The 15,513-nt window shown below is 58.0% G+C and carries 16 protein-coding genes and 2 pseudogenes; 6 read left to right on the top strand and 12 right to left on the bottom strand.

The genetic code is table 11. The features are described from left to right. Positions 1 to 163 precede the first annotated feature (163 nt). Positions 164 to 490, top strand: coding sequence for a DUF2025 family protein (locus POF45_RS08725; RefSeq protein ID WP_259495917.1), 327 nt, complete (start codon positions 164 to 166; stop codon positions 488 to 490). 144 nt (positions 491 to 634) lie between these two features. Here POF45_RS08725 and POF45_RS08720 read toward each other — a convergent pair whose 3' ends face one another. Together POF45_RS08720 and POF45_RS08715 are read right to left on the bottom strand one after the other, a co-directional pair. Continuing rightward, complete coding sequence (locus POF45_RS08720; RefSeq protein WP_282315523.1) at positions 635 to 958, bottom strand: antibiotic biosynthesis monooxygenase family protein; 324 nt, start codon at positions 956 to 958, stop codon at positions 635 to 637. After that, complete coding sequence (locus POF45_RS08715; protein ID WP_282315522.1) at positions 955 to 1,662, bottom strand: CTP synthase C-terminal region-related (seleno)protein; 708 nt, start codon at positions 1,660 to 1,662, stop codon at positions 955 to 957. Before POF45_RS08715 ends, POF45_RS08720 begins: the two co-directional genes overlap by 4 nt. Before the next feature lie 15 nt (positions 1,663 to 1,677). On the opposite strand from POF45_RS08715, the gene POF45_RS08710 reads away from it, so the two are divergent. Continuing rightward, positions 1,678 to 2,619 carry a LysR family transcriptional regulator gene (locus POF45_RS08710; protein WP_259503249.1) on the top strand — a complete coding sequence of 314 codons (942 nt, stop codon included), beginning with the start codon at positions 1,678 to 1,680 and terminating at the stop codon, positions 2,617 to 2,619. 6 nt (positions 2,620 to 2,625) lie between these two features. Here POF45_RS08710 and POF45_RS08705 read toward each other — a convergent pair whose 3' ends face one another. From POF45_RS08705 to POF45_RS08690, 5 genes and pseudogenes are all read right to left on the bottom strand, one after another. Beyond that, complete coding sequence (locus tag POF45_RS08705) at positions 2,626 to 3,159, bottom strand: DUF1003 domain-containing protein (RefSeq protein ID WP_259495913.1); 534 nt, start codon at positions 3,157 to 3,159, stop codon at positions 2,626 to 2,628. A 186-nt stretch (positions 3,160 to 3,345) separates the two neighbouring features. Then, a pseudogene (locus tag POF45_RS29835) lies at positions 3,346 to 3,786 on the bottom strand (methyl-accepting chemotaxis protein); the annotation flags it as partial. Positions 3,787 to 3,897: 111 nt separating this feature from the next. Next, positions 3,898 to 4,575 (bottom strand): annotated as a pseudogene (locus POF45_RS29830) (PAS domain-containing protein); the annotation flags it as partial. Between the two features lie 299 nt (positions 4,576 to 4,874). Further along, positions 4,875 to 5,933, bottom strand: coding sequence for a diguanylate cyclase (locus tag POF45_RS08695; RefSeq protein ID WP_259495911.1), 1,059 nt, complete (start codon positions 5,931 to 5,933; stop codon positions 4,875 to 4,877). 157 nt (positions 5,934 to 6,090) lie between these two features. Then, positions 6,091 to 6,699 (bottom strand): TetR/AcrR family transcriptional regulator, encoded by a 609-nt coding sequence (locus tag POF45_RS08690; protein WP_259495910.1) that lies wholly within the window; start codon positions 6,697 to 6,699, stop codon positions 6,091 to 6,093. 214 nt (positions 6,700 to 6,913) lie between these two features. On the opposite strand from POF45_RS08690, the gene POF45_RS08685 reads away from it, so the two are divergent. Beyond that, complete coding sequence (locus tag POF45_RS08685; RefSeq protein ID WP_259495909.1) at positions 6,914 to 7,987, top strand: MBL fold metallo-hydrolase; 1,074 nt, start codon at positions 6,914 to 6,916, stop codon at positions 7,985 to 7,987. Between the two features lie 54 nt (positions 7,988 to 8,041). On the opposite strand, the gene POF45_RS08680 is transcribed toward POF45_RS08685, so the two are convergent. Both POF45_RS08680 and POF45_RS08675 read right to left on the bottom strand, forming a co-directional pair. After that, positions 8,042 to 8,284 carry a helix-turn-helix domain-containing protein gene (locus tag POF45_RS08680; protein WP_259495908.1) on the bottom strand — a complete coding sequence of 81 codons (243 nt, stop codon included), beginning with the start codon at positions 8,282 to 8,284 and terminating at the stop codon, positions 8,042 to 8,044. A 12-nt stretch (positions 8,285 to 8,296) separates the two neighbouring features. Then, positions 8,297 to 8,614, bottom strand: a complete 318-nt coding sequence (locus POF45_RS08675; RefSeq protein ID WP_282315521.1) for a helix-turn-helix domain-containing protein — start codon at positions 8,612 to 8,614, stop codon at positions 8,297 to 8,299. Positions 8,615 to 8,885: 271 nt separating this feature from the next. Here POF45_RS08675 and POF45_RS08670 point away from each other — a divergent pair, with 271 nt between their 5' ends. Continuing rightward, a complete protein-coding gene (locus tag POF45_RS08670) occupies positions 8,886 to 10,406 on the top strand; it encodes an amidase family protein (RefSeq protein ID WP_282315520.1) in 1,521 nt (506 codons plus the stop codon). A 55-nt stretch (positions 10,407 to 10,461) separates the two neighbouring features. On the opposite strand, the gene POF45_RS08665 is transcribed toward POF45_RS08670, so the two are convergent. Next, positions 10,462 to 11,232: an AraC family transcriptional regulator gene (locus POF45_RS08665; RefSeq protein WP_259495905.1), complete on the bottom strand. Its 771-nt coding sequence runs from the start codon at positions 11,230 to 11,232 to the stop codon at positions 10,462 to 10,464. 112 nt (positions 11,233 to 11,344) lie between these two features. Here POF45_RS08665 and POF45_RS08660 point away from each other — a divergent pair, with 112 nt between their 5' ends. Next, the gene (locus tag POF45_RS08660) at positions 11,345 to 12,160 is read left to right on the top strand and encodes a sulfite exporter TauE/SafE family protein (RefSeq protein ID WP_282315519.1); all 816 of its coding nucleotides are present in this window, start codon (positions 11,345 to 11,347) and stop codon (positions 12,158 to 12,160) included. A 100-nt stretch (positions 12,161 to 12,260) separates the two neighbouring features. Then, positions 12,261 to 13,421, top strand: a complete 1,161-nt coding sequence (locus POF45_RS08655; RefSeq protein WP_282315518.1) for a hypothetical protein — start codon at positions 12,261 to 12,263, stop codon at positions 13,419 to 13,421. 7 nt (positions 13,422 to 13,428) lie between these two features. Here POF45_RS08655 and POF45_RS08650 read toward each other — a convergent pair whose 3' ends face one another. Further along, positions 13,429 to 14,415, bottom strand: coding sequence for a hypothetical protein (locus POF45_RS08650; RefSeq protein WP_282315517.1), 987 nt, complete (start codon positions 14,413 to 14,415; stop codon positions 13,429 to 13,431). A 210-nt stretch (positions 14,416 to 14,625) separates the two neighbouring features. Beyond that, positions 14,626 to 15,339, bottom strand: coding sequence for an HNH endonuclease (locus tag POF45_RS08645; protein ID WP_282315516.1), 714 nt, complete (start codon positions 15,337 to 15,339; stop codon positions 14,626 to 14,628). Between the last annotated feature and the right edge of the window lie 174 nt (positions 15,340 to 15,513).

Here is a 15,513-nt window from a genome sequence, read left to right as displayed (position 1 = left end):
AGACCGACATAAACCTGTTTAAAACGGATTTTTCAGCGCAACTGTGCACTTCTTTGCAGTACTCTTGGCCACGGCAGTTTCCCCACCAGAGGGAAAACCCGTTTGCTTGTCCTGCGTGTAAACCATTGTTCACCGGCCTTTCGGGCCTTTTGTGAGGTTTATCATGCGCATCACTTCCCAGCTCATCTGTGAGGCTGCCGATCTGCTTAAAGGCTTCGTCGGGCTCAATCGCAAAACCGGCCAGTACATCGTGCGTTTCAGCGAAGACTCATTCGGCATGGACGTGGCGGACGACGGCATCATTCCCACCAGTGAGTTCGTCTGGGTTGCCGGGCCTGCGCAGGCCATGACCCTCAAGCGTGAGTTGATTCAGCTGTTGCTGGACCAGAATATCGATGACCGGATCAACATTACCGAGCCGTTACGGGTGTATATGAATCGGCGGGAAGTGCCGGAGATTTCGGCGGTGCGCAGTCTGGTGGGGGGCTGAGATCTGCGGTGACTGTGCTGGCCTCTTCGCGAGCAGGCTCGCTTCCACATGAGATCTTCAGGGTTCACATATTTTGCGGTCGCTGAAGTTCCCCCTGTGGGAGCGAGCCTGCTCGCGAAGACTGACTGAAGAGCAGCACTGCCCTCACTGTTGAAACCGATACTCCCGCTCAACCCTGCACACCCGTGTATGACACGCCGAATACCAGGTCGAACGCCCACGCTCACGAATCGCAGCATGTTCCGGGTGCTGCTTCCAGGCCAGAATCGCCGCCTCACTGCTCCAGTACGACACGGTAATCCCCAGCCCGTCCTCGCCCCGAGCCGACTCGACCCCGAGAAAGCCCGGCTGCCCGCGGGCCAGCTCCACCATACGTTCAGCCGCGGCGGCGTAACCCTGATCGCCATCGGTGCGCAGGGAAGTGAAGATCACCGCATAACAGCTGCCCGAAGGCGTCTCGGCGATCATGGCTGCTGTCTCGCGCAAGCCTCGACAAATGCCCGGACCAGCGGCGGCAACGTGCCCTTGAGCGCTGCACGTTCCGGCTGAAACAGCGTGGCGACAAAGAAGGGATGACCGCTGAGTTCCACCGCCCGCAAATCCCCCGCCGAATCGTGGCCCACTGCGCGCAATTGCTGGCTCAGCAACTCATGCTCGAACTCGGGATTCACGCCGTAACGGCAGCGATATCCCTCATGAATCTCGGTATTTTCGTACGCCCGTGCGATCAACGAATCTGCCACCAGATGAATGCTGTCCACCGCTTCCACCAGCGAGCAGGTCAGTGGCGTGAGCAGCGCCCGCTTGGCATTGGGGGATGTTTCGCCATGTTCGGCGTCGGTCCAGCCCATTACATTGCGGGCATATTCCAGCACCGCATGCTGAAAACCGCCGCAGGTGCCGAGGAACGGGTGTTGCTGTTCGCGGGCAAAACCAATTGCCCGTAATGCGCCGTCAACGTTGCGATAAGGGCTGGCGGGCACGCACCAGAAACCGGCGAAGTGCTCCAGCGCTGTCTGGGCATTGATCTGCTCGGTGGCGAGCCATTCGAACTGCACGTTGGCGCCGCGGTGTTCGGCGGCCATGCCGAGGGCGACGGGGATGGCTTGGTGGGCGGTGACTTGCGGGTCGTAGTCGCCGATCAGGGCGATGCGGATGGCGTTGTTGTCCATGTCAGTTCTCTGCGCTTGTTGATTCCTGGCGGCCACTATAGATTGGCGTTCACGCACTCAATATTGGCGTTATCCCAATTGATCAATGCACCGACGCACTATCGGCTGGACTACCCGGACCTGGCACTGATCCTCGCCTTGGTACGCGGCGGTTCTCTGGCCCGGGCTGCGCAGTTGTTGAAGGTAGACGTGTCCACGGTGTTTCGCGCGGTCAGGCGCCTGGAGGCTGCGCTGGGCCAGCAATTGTTTGAAAAGAGCCGCGCCGGTTACCTGCCGACATCCCTGGCGCAGACCCTCGCCGAACAGGCGGAGCGGGCCGAGCAGGCGCTGGACGCGGCGCGCATCGGCGTGGAGCAGGGCGGTGAAATCATCAGCGGCACGGTGCGCCTGACGTGTACCGATTCGGTCCTGCAAGGCTTGTTGCTGCCGGCGCTGGCGCAGTTCATGCCGGCTTATCCGGCGCTGACCCTCGAACTCAGTACCTCCAACGACTTCGCCAACCTCAGCCGCCGGGATGCCGACATCGCCTTGCGCCTGACCCGCACACCGCCCGAGCATCTGGTGGGCCGATGCCTGGCGCAGGTTTCTTATCGGGTTTGTGGCAGCACGGCTTATCTGGAAACGATCACTGAGCAAGAACTGACGGCGCTGACCTGGATTGCCCCGGACGACTTCCTGCCCGATCACCCGACCATCGCCTGGCGCCGTCAGCATTGGCCCGGCGTGGTGCCGGGTTATCGCTGCAACAGCATGCTGTCGGTCACCGAGCTGGTGCGCGCCGGACTCGGCGTGGCGGCGTTGCCGGACTTTTTGATCGGCGACGGCTTGCAGCCGCTGAGCGATCCACTGCCCGGATGTGACACCGCCCTCTGGCTGCTGACCCGCCCGGACTGCCGTGCCTTGCGCTCGGTGGTGACGTTGTTCGACGAGTTGGGGCGGGCGCTGAAACTGCCATGAAACGACTCAGGCCTGAGGCGGTTCCTTGCGCACGAAATGCTCATGCATTTCAGACGTCAGGTTCTCGATGCGCTCGGTCAGCGCCTTGGTCATTTCGGTAAGTTTGGTGTTCTGCTCCAGCAGCGCCAACAGTTGTTCGGTGTTCTTCTCTGCCTGGGCCTGACGTACGGTGTTGGCCGTGGCCAGCGCTTCACGGTGCTGCGCGTCGGCGTCGGACTGCGCCTTGTCCCGCGCGGCCTGACGGGTCTGCGCCAGCAAAATCAGCGGTGCGGCATAGGCTGCCTGCAAGCTGAACGCCAGGTTGAGCAGGATGAACGGGTAGACGTCGAAGGTGGTGATGCCGGCCAGGTTGAGCCCGATCCATATCGCCACGATCAGGGTTTGCGCGCCGAGGAAGGTCGGTGTGCCGAAGAACCGCGCAAAGGACTCGGCACGCAGGGCGAATGCGTCGTTGCCGAAGGTTGACGATAGATGGGCGTGGGGACGATGGAAGCGCAGGTGATCGGCGGGGTCTTTTGTTTCGTTTTTGTCTGAACTCATGGGGCTCTCTGCAAGGCTTTTGGACGTGGAGTCACTATAGCCCTGCGTGAGCGTCGGGTAGCTGAATCGATGTTGAACGGGAGAACGCCTTCGCGAGCAACCCCGCTCCCACATTTGGAATGCATTCCCCTGTGGGAGCGAGCTTGCTCGCGATGGGGCCGCCACGGTTTCCTCGCTTGAAAAGCCTCAGTCCGGCGCCCGCTCATTGGCAAACATGCTCACCGCCTGCACCGCATTGCTCGCGCCGTCACGAATTTGCAGGATCACCGTGCCAGCCTGATTCGCCAGTTCAACCCCTTCGGCCGCCCGATCTCGGGTGCCGTCCATGCTCTTGATCGCTTGCCGGGTTTCGGTCTGGATCAGACCGATCATGGTCGATATCTCGGCGGTGGAGCCGCTGGTGCGCGCCGCCAGTTGTCGCACTTCATCGGCCACCACCGCAAAGCCTCGCCCTTGTTCCCCGGCACGCGCCGCTTCAATGGCGGCGTTGAGCGCGAGCAAATTGGTCTGGTCGGCAATCGCGCGGATGGTGTTGACGATGGCGGTGATTTGTTCGGAGCGTTCGCCGAGCAGGGCGATCAAGGTCGACGACTCGGCAATGCTGTTGGCAATTTCGCGCATTTCACTGGCTGCCTGCTGAATCACCTGAGTCCCTTGCTCAGCGACTTTCCGGGTTTGCACCGAGATGTGATACGCCTCGGTCGCGCTGCGGGCATCCTGGGCGTGTTGTTCGACACGGGCGGTGACGTCGGAGGCAAACTTCACCACTTTGCACAGCCGACCACCGGCGTCGTACACCGGGTTGTAGTTGGCTTCCAGCCACACCGTCCGGCCATGCTTGTCCACCCGCTCGAACTGGCCGCTGAACAGTTCGCCCTGATTCAGGCGTCGCCAGAAATCCTGGTAAGCGCTGCTGTTGATCAGTTCAGGGGTGCAGAACAACCGGTGATTCTTGCCCTTGAGTTCGGCCAGGGTGTAACCCATTCGGCTCAGGAAGTTCTGATTGGCGGTGATGATACTGCCGTCCAGATTGAACTCGATGACCGCCATTGCGCGGTCGATGGCCTGCAACTTGGCCTCGGATTCGCTTTCATGCTGGACGCGAGCGGTCACGTCCATGGCGTACTTGACCACTTTCACCACGCGCCCGGACGCGTCCTTGATCGGGTTGTAGCTGGCCTCCAGCCAGATCGGCTGCCCGGCGCCGTTGACCCGTTCAAAGGTGCCTGACTCGAATTGACCGTTTTTCAGCCGTGACCACAGTTGGCTGTACTGGCTGCTGCGGCTGAATTGCGGGGTACAGAATTGACGGTGCGGCTTGCCAATCACTTGATCGCGGCTGAAACCCATGGTCTTGAGGAAGTTGTCGTTGGCCCGTAGTACCACACCGTCCAGGTCAAACTCGATGACCGCCATCGAGCGATCAATCGCTTCAAGCAGGCCGGTCTGGCCGGCGATGGTTTGCTGGAGGTCGTCGATGGTGGATTTATGGCGATTGAATAGCATGGCGGCGGTACTCGAGAGGTGAGGGGAACAACAAGGAGTCAGTCCCTATTCCGTCGAGTGCAGGCCGAAGACCAAGCTTGTCTTCGGCGTTGTCCGCTCAATGTCCACCTTCCATGAAGACAGGAAATACTTATACAAAAACGGATAAAATTGTACAAGAATTCGATTTTTTGACCACTTGTACAAGTTTTTTGCGCAGCTACCCCGTTTCAGCTGCCCAAAGCCGAGAGGCAGGGGGCAATACTGATTTTATTGCGACCGGTGTTTTTGGCGATGTACAGCGCCTTGTCCGCATCATCCAGCCAGGCTAGTGCATCGGCAAATGATGTTTGATACGCGGCCAGGCCAATGCTCAGGCTGACTCGTAGTTGCGGCACTTGTTGATGGCGATAGTCATGGAGCACTTCGCGTAAGCGCTCCATGACATCCCGGGCCTGATGCAATGGCATGTTGGGCAGAATCACACAGAATTCGTCACCGCCATAACGCCCGGCCATGTCGCTGTCACGCAGGTTGTTTTTGATTTCAATGCTTAACTGACGCAATACCGAGTCGCCGATAATATGCCCGTAGGTGTCGTTGATGCCCTTGAAGTAGTCGATGTCGATCAGGGCAATAGTCGCCGGCTGCTGGTGCTGGCGGCACTGCTGGAAAGCGATACGCAGCAGGTCTTTCCAGGCGCCGTGGTTGAGCAGGCCGGTGAGGCTGTCGGTACGGCTCAGGGCACTCAGGGTGCGTTTATGCTGGGCGAGTTTGATTGCCAATTGATAGCAGACCATCCCTAGCGCCAATGGATAGAGGGTCAGCATCGGCAAACAGGCCCACACCTGCATAGGCGTCGTCACCAGATTGAAGCCCGGGCCGAAGATCATCCACGACACCAGCACCCCCGCGACCTGGGCAATCGTTCCCAGGCGCAACATCTTCAGGCCGCCCGCTGCGACGTTGTTCATGGACATCATCGCCAGCACGGTGACCGCTGTGAGCGGGTTGAATTGCACCGTGGCCGCCCAGAACCCGCCGCACAACGAATCGTAAAACAGGTTGCGGCGTTCGGCCTGGTAGGGAAATGCGGAGCGGGTCGAGAGTTGAAAAGCCAGGTGTGGCCAGATAAAGCCGTTGAACAGCAGGAAGGCCCAAATCCAGGCCGGCATATTCAAGGTATAGAGAGCCGCTCCTACACTGAGGCTGCCGATGCCCAGCCCGATGGTACGGGGCAGGTAAATGCGTCGGGCAAACGACAAGCCCTTGCCGCGTTGGTTTTCCATGATGGTCCGCGCCAGATTCATTCTGAAACACTTTGCCGCGTGCTTTTCAGGCTACCGCTCATCGGTAAATTGTCAGACATTGTCATTTATTCCATAAGGAATAATCAGTGTCCTTCCAAGCCATTTACCGTGAACGCAAATGCGGCGGTGCCTTGAATTAGAGCTTATAGCAGGCGAGGAACATGTCCATGGCGGACTCGACGACGGTATTTTGCATGTCGACTGACAGTCCTGCCTGGCCCATGGAAATCTGCGGCCAGAATGCGAACGCCTTCAGCAGCCCCTGAACCTGTTGTGCGGCGAAATCGGGGGTGACCGCCTTCAGTCGGCCATCGGCCTGGGCAGCACGAATCCACACGGTCAGGACGGTTTCGCGTTCGCCCATGCGCGCCACCATGTTCTGCGCCCGCTCTGGGGAGTGAATGGTTGCAGCGATGGCGACCCGTGCCAGGTCGAGGAAATTGTTGTCGGCCAGCATCTGCATCTTGATCATCAGCATAGGACGCAATTGGTCGCGTAGCGGCAGGTCGGGACGGTAAGCGCTTTCCTGCTCGGCAGAAACCCGTGCCCACAACTGACTGAGAATTTCGGCAAACAACTCTTCCTTGCTCGGGAAATGGTTGTACACCGTGCGCTTCGACACCCCGGCTGTGGCGGCAATCTTGTCCATGCTGGTGATATCAAAACCGTTGGCGCGAAACTCGGCGATGGCTGCCTGGATGATGGCTTCGCGTTTTCGGTCGGTGAGGCGCTGTGGAGCTGTCATAAATACGCTTCGGCAGGAAAGGGTGAGAATTACACTCGGCAGTTTACTTGTGATCGGCTTTGATGCAACCTAGAAACTACACTGTGCAGTGTAATGTTTTGTTAATCCTGCGCAGCGACAAATAGAACGTCCGGCTGATGCGTGCGTGCCTTGGCCATTTATCGCCCCAAAGCGGAAACCGCGAATTCTGCGGGTTTTCTGGAGTCACTCATTCATGGCCACTCTCACTCCCCCATCGGGCACTTCCCTCGCGAGCGATGCTGCAACGCCTGAAGCGTCTCGTCAGGTAGAAGGGCATTTCCGAAACCATGCGCCTGTCACGCGCGCAGATTTTCGCAAAACCCTGCGCATCATGTGGAACATGATCTTCCACAAACCGCGCAACACCCGCCCGAGCTCAGCGGTTCCGGTGCAGGCGCTGACTCGCGCCGCGCTCATCGCCGCGCCCAATCACAGCGTCTGGCGTCTCGGCCATTCCACCTTGCTGCTCAAGCTGCGAGACAAATTCTGGATCACCGACCCGGTCTTCGCCGAGCGTGCATCGCCTGTGCAATGGGCTGGCCCCAAGCGGTTTCACCAGCCGCCGATCAGCCTCGAAGAATTGCCGCCGATTGAAGCGGTGATCCTTTCCCACGATCACTACGACCACCTTGATTACCAGGCCGTGCTCAAACTGGCAGACAAGGCCAGGTATTTCCTGACGCCGCTGGGCGTGGGCGACACCCTGATCAAGTGGGGCATCGACGCCAGCAAGGTTCGTCAACTGGACTGGTGGCAAAGCACTGACGTTGATGGCATGCAGTTTGTCGCCACGCCTTCGCAACACTTTTCCGGTCGTGGCCTTTTCGACGGCAACAGCACGCTGTGGGCTTCGTGGGTGATGATCGACGGCGACACGCGCGTCTTCTTCAGCGGCGACAGCGGTTACTTCGATGGCTTCAAACGCATCGGTGAACAGTACGGCCCGTTCGACCTGACCTTGATGGAAACCGGCGCCTACAACGTCGAGTGGCCGCATGTGCACATGCAACCGGAAGAAACCCTGCAAGCCCACATCGACCTCAAGGGCCGCTGGTTGCTGCCGATTCACAACGGCACCTTTGATCTGTCGATGCACGCCTGGCACGAACCCTTCGACCGCATCCTGGCGTTGGCCTGGGAACGAAGTGTTTCGATCGCCACGCCGCAAATGGGCGAGGCTTTCAATATCGTCCAGCCCCTGCGGGGTGGCGCCTGGTGGCTGGGCGTGGAAAACGAGAGTGATCCGGTGACGGCGCAAAACGCCTGATGTTGCGTTACCGGGCCTTTCCAAATGGGGATCGGCCCGGAGCTTCGTAACGAACTACTGGCGTTCTGTCTGTTGCAGGTCCAGATATTTCCAGATCTTCGTCACGGTCAGTTCACTGGATTTTCCGCTGAGTACCTCAGTCAGCTCGTCCGCAGACAGCCCGAGTTTCTTTGCCGCTTCAGCTTCGGTCAGCTCACCGGCTTTCAGGCGCATGCCGATTTTCATGAGATAGTCAGCGTGGACCCGCCTGTCTCCTACGTCGGTATCGCCGCTGCTGCTTGCTTCCATTACATTCATCTGCCAATCACCTTACTCAACCATCGCATAATCCGTGCGCCCCACCGGGTTCGGTGTAGACCCTTTCACATTCATTCCCCAGCCCGGCGCAAACCCCGGGAAGAACACCAGACCCTCCGATTCAAACCGATAGGCCAAGCTCAAGCGCGCCGTATCCGGTATGTCTTGCATGGCCTCGAAGCGCTGAATGGCCTCCACACCCACCCCGGATTCTTCGGACAACTCTTCCACGCGCCAGCCCAACATCGCTCGGGCCTGGGCGCAGTGGGCAGGGGTGAACTGGAAAAGGGCGATACGTTCCAGGGTAATGTTCATCGCAAAAGAGGCCATGGTGTGCTCCGGGCTCGAGAGTGTCAGGTAAATACGTACTGTGTTTTTGTACAGTTGTTTTGGGTCCGGATCAAACATTTTGGCGATTGCGCCCGGTCAACCAGACAGACGGTGGTTCGAGGGGCCTCACCAGTAAAATGGCTGCAGCGGGTGGCGAATTTTCAGACGCGCTCCGGCGATAAGTGATGACGGACATTTCCAGTCGCGTCGGTAGGCTAGATCGCGAGGGAGTTTCTTCACTCGTCATCCATCATCACAGGATCTTTTTCACATGGACGTAACGTTAAAAAGCTGCAGGACGCGGCTGGCCCAGATTGTTCTGTTTTCCATGGCCAGCGCAGCCTATGCGCAGACCCCCGCCCCCGAATCGCGGCTGGAGTATTTGAGCGTCGATCAGATCAACCAGAGAATGGCTCGCAATGAGTTGAGTGCCGTGGCGCTGGTGCGGCATCTGCAGCAGCGTATCGAGGCGCTGGACAAGCAGGGGCCGGCGATCAACGCGGTCATCGAGCTCAATCCGGACGCAGTGGCCATCGCGCAATCGCTGGACCAGGAGCGCCGAGCAGGCCATGTCCGCGGTCCGCTGCATGGCGTTCCGGTGCTGTTGAAGGACAACATCGACACGGCCGACCAGATGCAGACCAGCGCCGGTTCGTTGGCCATGGTCGGGCAACCCGCCGCGCAGGATGCCTTCATCGTGCAACGACTACGGGCCGCCGGGGCGGTCATTCTGGGAAAAACCAACCTCAGTGAATGGGCGAATTTTCGCGATGCCGGCATTCCCGACGGTTGGAGTGGCCGAGGCGGACAAACCCGAAATCCTCATGTATTGAGCGCCACCCCATGCGGCTCCAGTTCGGGTTCGGCCGCCGCTGTCGCTGCCGGTTTTGCACCCTTGACCGTCGGCACGGAAACCACCGGTTCGATTATCTGCCCGGCCTCCCTCAACGGCATTGTCGGCCTCAAACCTACGGTTGGCCTGCTGAGCCGCACAGGCATCATTCCGGTCAATCTGCACGTGGATACGCCCGGCCCAATGACACGCACCGTGCGCGAAGCCGCGCTGCTGTTGAATTCAATGACCGGCAATGACGCCGCCGAACCGATCAAAAAACCTCGAGCCATCAGCGCTGTCGACTACACACAATTGCTGCGCCCGGACGCGCTGGTGGGACGGCGCATTGGTTTTCCGCTCAAGTTCGATACAGGCGGCGAGGCGGCGCAGAGCGACCCTCAGTTTTCCCGTGCGCTGGAAGTCATGCAGGCCGCCGGCGCCACCTTGATCCCGGTGCAACTCAATGATCCCGTATCGGAACGCATGGATGAGGCCTTCGCCATGGGTTTCAAACGGCATCTGCCCGAGTATCTGGCAGCGCGAGCCGGCCTCCCGGTCCAGAGCCTTGAGGACCTGTTGCAATACAACAAGCAGACTCCCGGTGCCGGCGCGTATGGCCAAGCCATATTGAGTGCCGCCAATGACATTGAGTTTGATGTCGGTGTTTACAACGGGTTATGGCGAAAAATCCAGCGTGAAAATGCGGCAGCGATCGACAGTTTGCTGGTAGCGCATCAACTGGATGCGTTGGTAATGGATGTCGGCTCGCCCGGCTTGAACGCCATAGCGCTGGCGGGTTACCCCAGCATCATGGTGCCTTCGGGAATGGACGAAGAGGGTGTACCGACCTCGGTGCTCTTCTTCGGAACTCGTTGGAGTGATGCCAGGTTGCTGGCACTGGCTCATGGTTATGAGCAGGCCTCTGAGGCACGGCAGATTCCAGCTTTCAGGCCCTAGAGGGGCGGGTGACGTCGTCGCTCGGCCACCGGGCAGGCATGGGTGCTGCGACTGTTCAGCTATTTGTCGCGGCCAACCAGACTGACGGCGCCTGACCCAATATTCGGCGAAACATGGTCGAGAAAGCTGCCGGACTTTCATAGCCGCAATCCAGGGCAATCCGGGTGACGGGCGTGCCAGTGGCAAGACGTGCCAGCGCCAATACCACACAGGCCTGTTGACGCCACTGGCTGAAACTCAGACCTGTCTGCTGGCGGAACAACCGGTTGAAAGTGCGCAGGCTGATGTGTAACTGATCGGCCCATTGCCGGGGTGATTGATGTGCGTTCGGTTGTTGGACAAACGCCTGGCACAACCCCAGCAGCCGGGGTTCAACCGGCAGCGGAATGTGCAGCGGCAGGTGAGTACTCCGGGCCAGCTCATGCAGCAGCAAGTCCATCAGTACTGCGTCGCGCCCGGCCTCGTCGTAATTCAGCGGGGCCTCCACGGCCTCCATCAGCAAGTGGCGCATCAACGGCGAAACATCGATTACCTGACACTGCCTTCCAAGATCAACCGCCTCGGGCTCGATATACAAACTGCGGGTGCTGACCCCTAGCATCAACACTTCATGGGCGACCCCAGCCGGGATCCAGACCGCCCGCTGTGGCGGTACCACCCAGCTCCCATCATGGGTGCTGACTTGCATCACTCCGGTGGCGCCGTACAGCAGTTGTGCCCGACGGTGCGTATGGCGGGCTAACAAGTGACCGTGGGCATAATCCGTACCGATAGCCACCACCACGCGGGGCGTATCGTCCAGCTCATCAATCGAAACATTGCGCATCGCGACGACATCCAACGTTGGCGTAAACACAAACATTATTGGCTGATTTGCTGAAGCAGGTCATGGCGCATCGTTTTATCGTCGGCCACTCTCAAACAACGGACGATGCGCGATGCTTTATCTCTTGCTCACTCTCTTTGGCTGCATGACCGGCGTCACCGCCGTGCTGTTCGGCTTCGGCGGAGGATTCGTCGTGGTGCCGCTGCTTTATCGCATGCTATTGGCCAGCCACGGCGCAGAAGATCCCATTGGCCAGTCGGCCATGCACATTGCGGTTGCCACTTCGACCTGCGTGATGATCGTCAACGCCCTGCTTGCTACCGGCAAACATCACCGGGCCGGTCATTTGATCCGTCATTACCTGTGGCCATTGGGCGGGTTTATCGGGGTGGGCGCGATCATCGGAGCAGCCGGCGCCATGTGGGCCAGTGGGGCGGTGATTCGTTATGCGTTCATCCTGTACCTGGGCGTGACGATCGTGGACTGTCTGTTCAGACGCGGCTTTCTTACGCTGTCCGGCAACCGAATCCCAAGGCGATTGGGCAGGTTTGAAGTGACTGGCGGCGGGTTAGGCATTGGCGCCATCGCCACTTTTCTAGGCGTGGGCGGCAGCGTCATGACCGTGCCGCTGCTGCGGCGCTGTGGGCTGAACATGTCCCAGGCCACATCGATGGCCAATCCGCTGAGTTTGCCAGTCGCTATGGCTGGAACACTGACTTACATGGCGCTGGCCGGGTTCACCGGGTTTGATCTGGGACCGTGGTTTATCGGGTATGTGGACGTGCTGGCGTTTGTGGTGCTGACGATGGGGGCGTTGGTGGGGATCAGGCTGGCGACCCCATGGATCGGGCGGATACCGGATCGGGTGCATGCGTGGGTTTATGTTGGGTTGTTGGTGGTGGTGATGATCAGCATGTGCCTGAGTTGAGTGAAAACGGTGCTGCTTCTTGTCGATTATCCGGCGGCGCTTCGCCATAATTCGCGGCTATTTTTCGCGAGCAGGTGCTCGTTTATCCAAGGATGATTTGATGCTCAAAGGATTGTGTTGTCTGACTGGTTTGATCGTGTTGGCTTGTTCCACCTTTTCTACCGCACTGCGCGCTGAAAACGGTACCCATGTTTACACCGGAACCTTGGGCAAAATGCCAATCGTGCTGGAAGTGAATACCACCAACGGTGATGGGCGCTACTTCTATCAAAAGTATCGTCAGGACCTGGTACTCAGCGGCACGAAGGAGGGAGATACACTTTTATTGGATGAGGGCGATCAGGACGAGCCTCGGTCAAAAATTCGCTTGAAGGCCAAGCCTGATGGATGGTCTGGTGATTGGACCAGTCCGAAGGGCAAGACCCTGAAGATTGAACTGCAGCAAGCCAGAATGGCGCCTGTTGCCAGCGGCACGTTGCCCTATCTCATCCGACTTCATGACAAGTCGCCGTATGAATACCTTCGCCTGCAAGGCCTGAAGCTGAAACAAGGCCAAACCGAAACCTTTATGGGCTACACACTGCAATGGTGGAGCGAGCCGCAATCAAACATAGCGCTGTTTGAAGTGGTTTCAGGTTATTCCCCACAAGCGCTTCAACGCATCAATCAGCAATTGATGGCGCATTTGTGGCAAGGCGTTGTGCAGTATTTCGGGTGCACCATCAATGGTGCTGCGGGCTCTTACACCCAGGAAAGCCAGCCAATGTGGATGACGTCTAATGTGATGAGTGTCGTTACCTCATCCGAGTACTACTGTGGGGGCGCATACCCCGACCAGAACAACGAGGCGCTCAATCTTGATACCAAGACGGGCAAGGCCCTGACGCTTGAAGATGTCCTGTGGGTAGGGCAGGGCAAGCCTTTGCATTTTGAAGAAAACTACGATGACGATGAATATTCATCCACGTTATTCGACCCCTATTCCGAATACCGTTCTAAAGAGCTGGCCCCTTGGCTGGTGGCGCAATTGCTCAAACTCTATCCCGATCAAATGACGAAGACGCCAGAAGGGGAGGACGATTGCAATTATAGCGACGAGGACCCTTGGCGTTTCTCTGGCTGGGAATTCGCTGAAAACGGTATCAGGTTGGCGCCTTCCTACCCTCACGCGGCGGCTGTGTGCGCAAACATTGGCTGGAGCGTTTTGCCTTATAGCCTCATAAAACAACACCCAGGCGGCGTAGCCCTGCAATTGCCCTGATAGTGGGTTAATCCAGTAACCCCGGCGCTTCCCGAACAATGAAGTGATCCAGGTTCTCGATGTTGGCACTGAACACCCCGAACGTCTGCTCGGGGTTTTTCTTGCTCGGAACCTGCTTCAACTCCGGCGTCACGCCATAGAAAAAGCAGAACAACTCTTTATCGCTGTCGATGGCGTGCTTGATCTCTTCCAGAAACGCTTTGCGCTTGCGGTAGTTGTCGATCAGCTTCTTGCTCAGGTATACGTTGACCGAATAAGGCTTCTTCTTCGCGTCGTCCGCTTGCTTGAACCAGACTTTCTGTTCGAAATCGATGCGAAAACTCTGGGTGTAATCCCGTATCTCCTTGATCTTGCCCCAGTAGATCAGCCCCTTGTTGTCCTGCAAATACTCGATCTTCTTGAAGAACGAACTGTACGGCGCCGTATGCTCGCCAATCTTCAACGGCATACGCTTGAGCAACTCCTTGTCCGCAAAGTTCGACACAAAACACTCCACCGGATGGGCGAAGACGCTGGTCTTGTCCGGCGCCGATTCGCGACTCGGGTGCTCGACGTCACTGGCCGCTGACGCTGGTTTCACGTCGTCCCGTATCATATCCGCCGCCACCGCAGGGCTTGCCGGCTTGCGCACATACTCACGCCGAGTCAGCAACAACTCCGACGGAAAGTGCTCCTCCCGACCGTCATCCACCTCCGCTCCGTCCGCCTCTACACCCGACGTCGGCGCTTTGAGACTGACATAAGGACACTCCGCCACATGCCGAGTCCCAGGCGTGTTCTTGAAATGCGGCGTACGCACGTAATTCACATTCTTGGCGTTGAACGTCGTCAACACATTCGCCGCATCAAAGGCCAAACGACAGGCATCGTTGGGGCACTGGAAATGCTCCTTGGCCGAATCGAACGCCACCGACTCATCGAAATTCAAATCCCGCACGTCATAGATCGACAACTTGTCGTCGAGGCTGAGGCAGTAGGCGAGATCAAATTTCATGGCGGGCTCGGGTCCTTGAGTGGGGGAGGGTATTAATAGCGGGAGGTGAGGCGTGTTGCATCCACAATTTGCAACACACCACGAAACCTGGGGCAACACACGAACGCTGTGGGAGCGAGCTTGCTTGCGATTGACGGCAACAACGTGATCTCTGATCCTGACGCCGACACTGCAGCATCGCATCCTTTGCCACAGGGTCGAGAGGTCCGGCTACTCGGGAATTAGCCGGGCGACTTTTCTGTAAAGCGAAGCAGTGTATTCCTCACTGTCACTCGAATGATGGCAACGACGATGACAGTTCGGGCAAAGCGCCACAGCGTTGGTAATTTGATCTGAGCCTTTTTCAGCAAGCGGCTTAACGTGGTGAACTTCCAGATAAGGTAAGCCAAGCTTTTGAAACGGAGCGGGCTCGCCACACCCATCGCAATGACCTTCGGCTTCATTTCGAACCCAGGCCCTAACCTCGGGATCACGAACATATGCCGTGCGAGTGCTTGCCGTTCGCTTCGGTTTCTTAATACCCTTCGGTGGCTCTTTTATCTTTTGTTTTTGAAGTGCAGCAGTGCGGCGCTCCAGCGTTTCTTCATCTGCAGTTGGAGCTTTAGGGTCGCCAGGCTGAACGCCTCTTTCACTTAGCACCGTCCGGATTGACTGCTCAACGTTCGAGCCAACGTTTCTGGCAGGCTTGTATCCCGTGATGAATTCCCGATCCATCCTCATCAGAACTGTAGAAATGTTCTGCATCCGGAATTCGATAGAGCTTCTAGTACGGGTCGATAAGGCTGAGTCACGCAGTACGCGATTCTCATGTGCCTTGTTGAATTTTTGGCCCGTTAGCTCTAGCTCAAGCATCTTCAAATAGGCGTCAACCGCTGCCTTAATTTCAAGAACGCTCCAGTCGTTGTCTTTTTTCTTGTCGCTCATACAATCGCCGAGGGTTAAAAACCCTTGGACGATACTGAGTGGCCATCACCACTGTCTACGAAAATTCCTACAAGAAAGAGAGATGCATCCTTCGACAGATCCTACAGCCGACATCGCAGCACTCACCCACCGGATGCTTCGAAGACTGAAACTTCTTCAAAGTCTTCCGCCACG

Source organism: Pseudomonas fungipugnans (assembly GCF_029955235.1).
Lineage (GTDB): Bacteria > Pseudomonadota > Gammaproteobacteria > Pseudomonadales > Pseudomonadaceae > Aquipseudomonas > Aquipseudomonas fungipugnans.
The sequence above is the reverse complement of the archived record's forward strand: the minus strand, read 5'-3'. Positions and strand labels throughout refer to the sequence as shown.

Excerpts from the sequence above, each read along its gene's own strand:
- POF45_RS08715 (WP_282315522.1), bottom strand. The coding sequence starts at position 1,662 with ATGGACAACAACGCCATCCGCATCGCCCTGATCGGCGACTACGACCCG.
- POF45_RS08670 (WP_282315520.1), top strand. The coding sequence starts at position 8,886 with ATGGACGTAACGTTAAAAAGCTGCAGGACGCGGCTGGCCCAGATTGTT.
- POF45_RS08675 (WP_282315521.1), bottom strand. The coding sequence starts at position 8,614 with ATGGCCTCTTTTGCGATGAACATTACCCTGGAACGTATCGCCCTTTTC.
- POF45_RS08705 (WP_259495913.1), bottom strand. The coding sequence starts at position 3,159 with ATGAGTTCAGACAAAAACGAAACAAAAGACCCCGCCGATCACCTGCGC.
- POF45_RS08725 (WP_259495917.1), top strand. The coding sequence starts at position 164 with ATGCGCATCACTTCCCAGCTCATCTGTGAGGCTGCCGATCTGCTTAAA.
- POF45_RS08645 (WP_282315516.1), bottom strand. The coding sequence starts at position 15,339 with ATGAGCGACAAGAAAAAAGACAACGACTGGAGCGTTCTTGAAATTAAG.
- POF45_RS08720 (WP_282315523.1), bottom strand. The coding sequence starts at position 958 with ATGATCGCCGAGACGCCTTCGGGCAGCTGTTATGCGGTGATCTTCACT.
- POF45_RS08690 (WP_259495910.1), bottom strand. The coding sequence starts at position 6,699 with ATGACAGCTCCACAGCGCCTCACCGACCGAAAACGCGAAGCCATCATC.
- POF45_RS08655 (WP_282315518.1), top strand. The coding sequence starts at position 12,261 with ATGCTCAAAGGATTGTGTTGTCTGACTGGTTTGATCGTGTTGGCTTGT.
- POF45_RS08680 (WP_259495908.1), bottom strand. The coding sequence starts at position 8,284 with ATGAATGTAATGGAAGCAAGCAGCAGCGGCGATACCGACGTAGGAGAC.
- POF45_RS08665 (WP_259495905.1), bottom strand. The coding sequence starts at position 11,232 with ATGCGCAATGTTTCGATTGATGAGCTGGACGATACGCCCCGCGTGGTG.
- POF45_RS08650 (WP_282315517.1), bottom strand. The coding sequence starts at position 14,415 with ATGAAATTTGATCTCGCCTACTGCCTCAGCCTCGACGACAAGTTGTCG.
- POF45_RS08695 (WP_259495911.1), bottom strand. The coding sequence starts at position 5,933 with ATGGAAAACCAACGCGGCAAGGGCTTGTCGTTTGCCCGACGCATTTAC.
- POF45_RS08685 (WP_259495909.1), top strand. The coding sequence starts at position 6,914 with ATGGCCACTCTCACTCCCCCATCGGGCACTTCCCTCGCGAGCGATGCT.
- POF45_RS08660 (WP_282315519.1), top strand. The coding sequence starts at position 11,345 with ATGCTTTATCTCTTGCTCACTCTCTTTGGCTGCATGACCGGCGTCACC.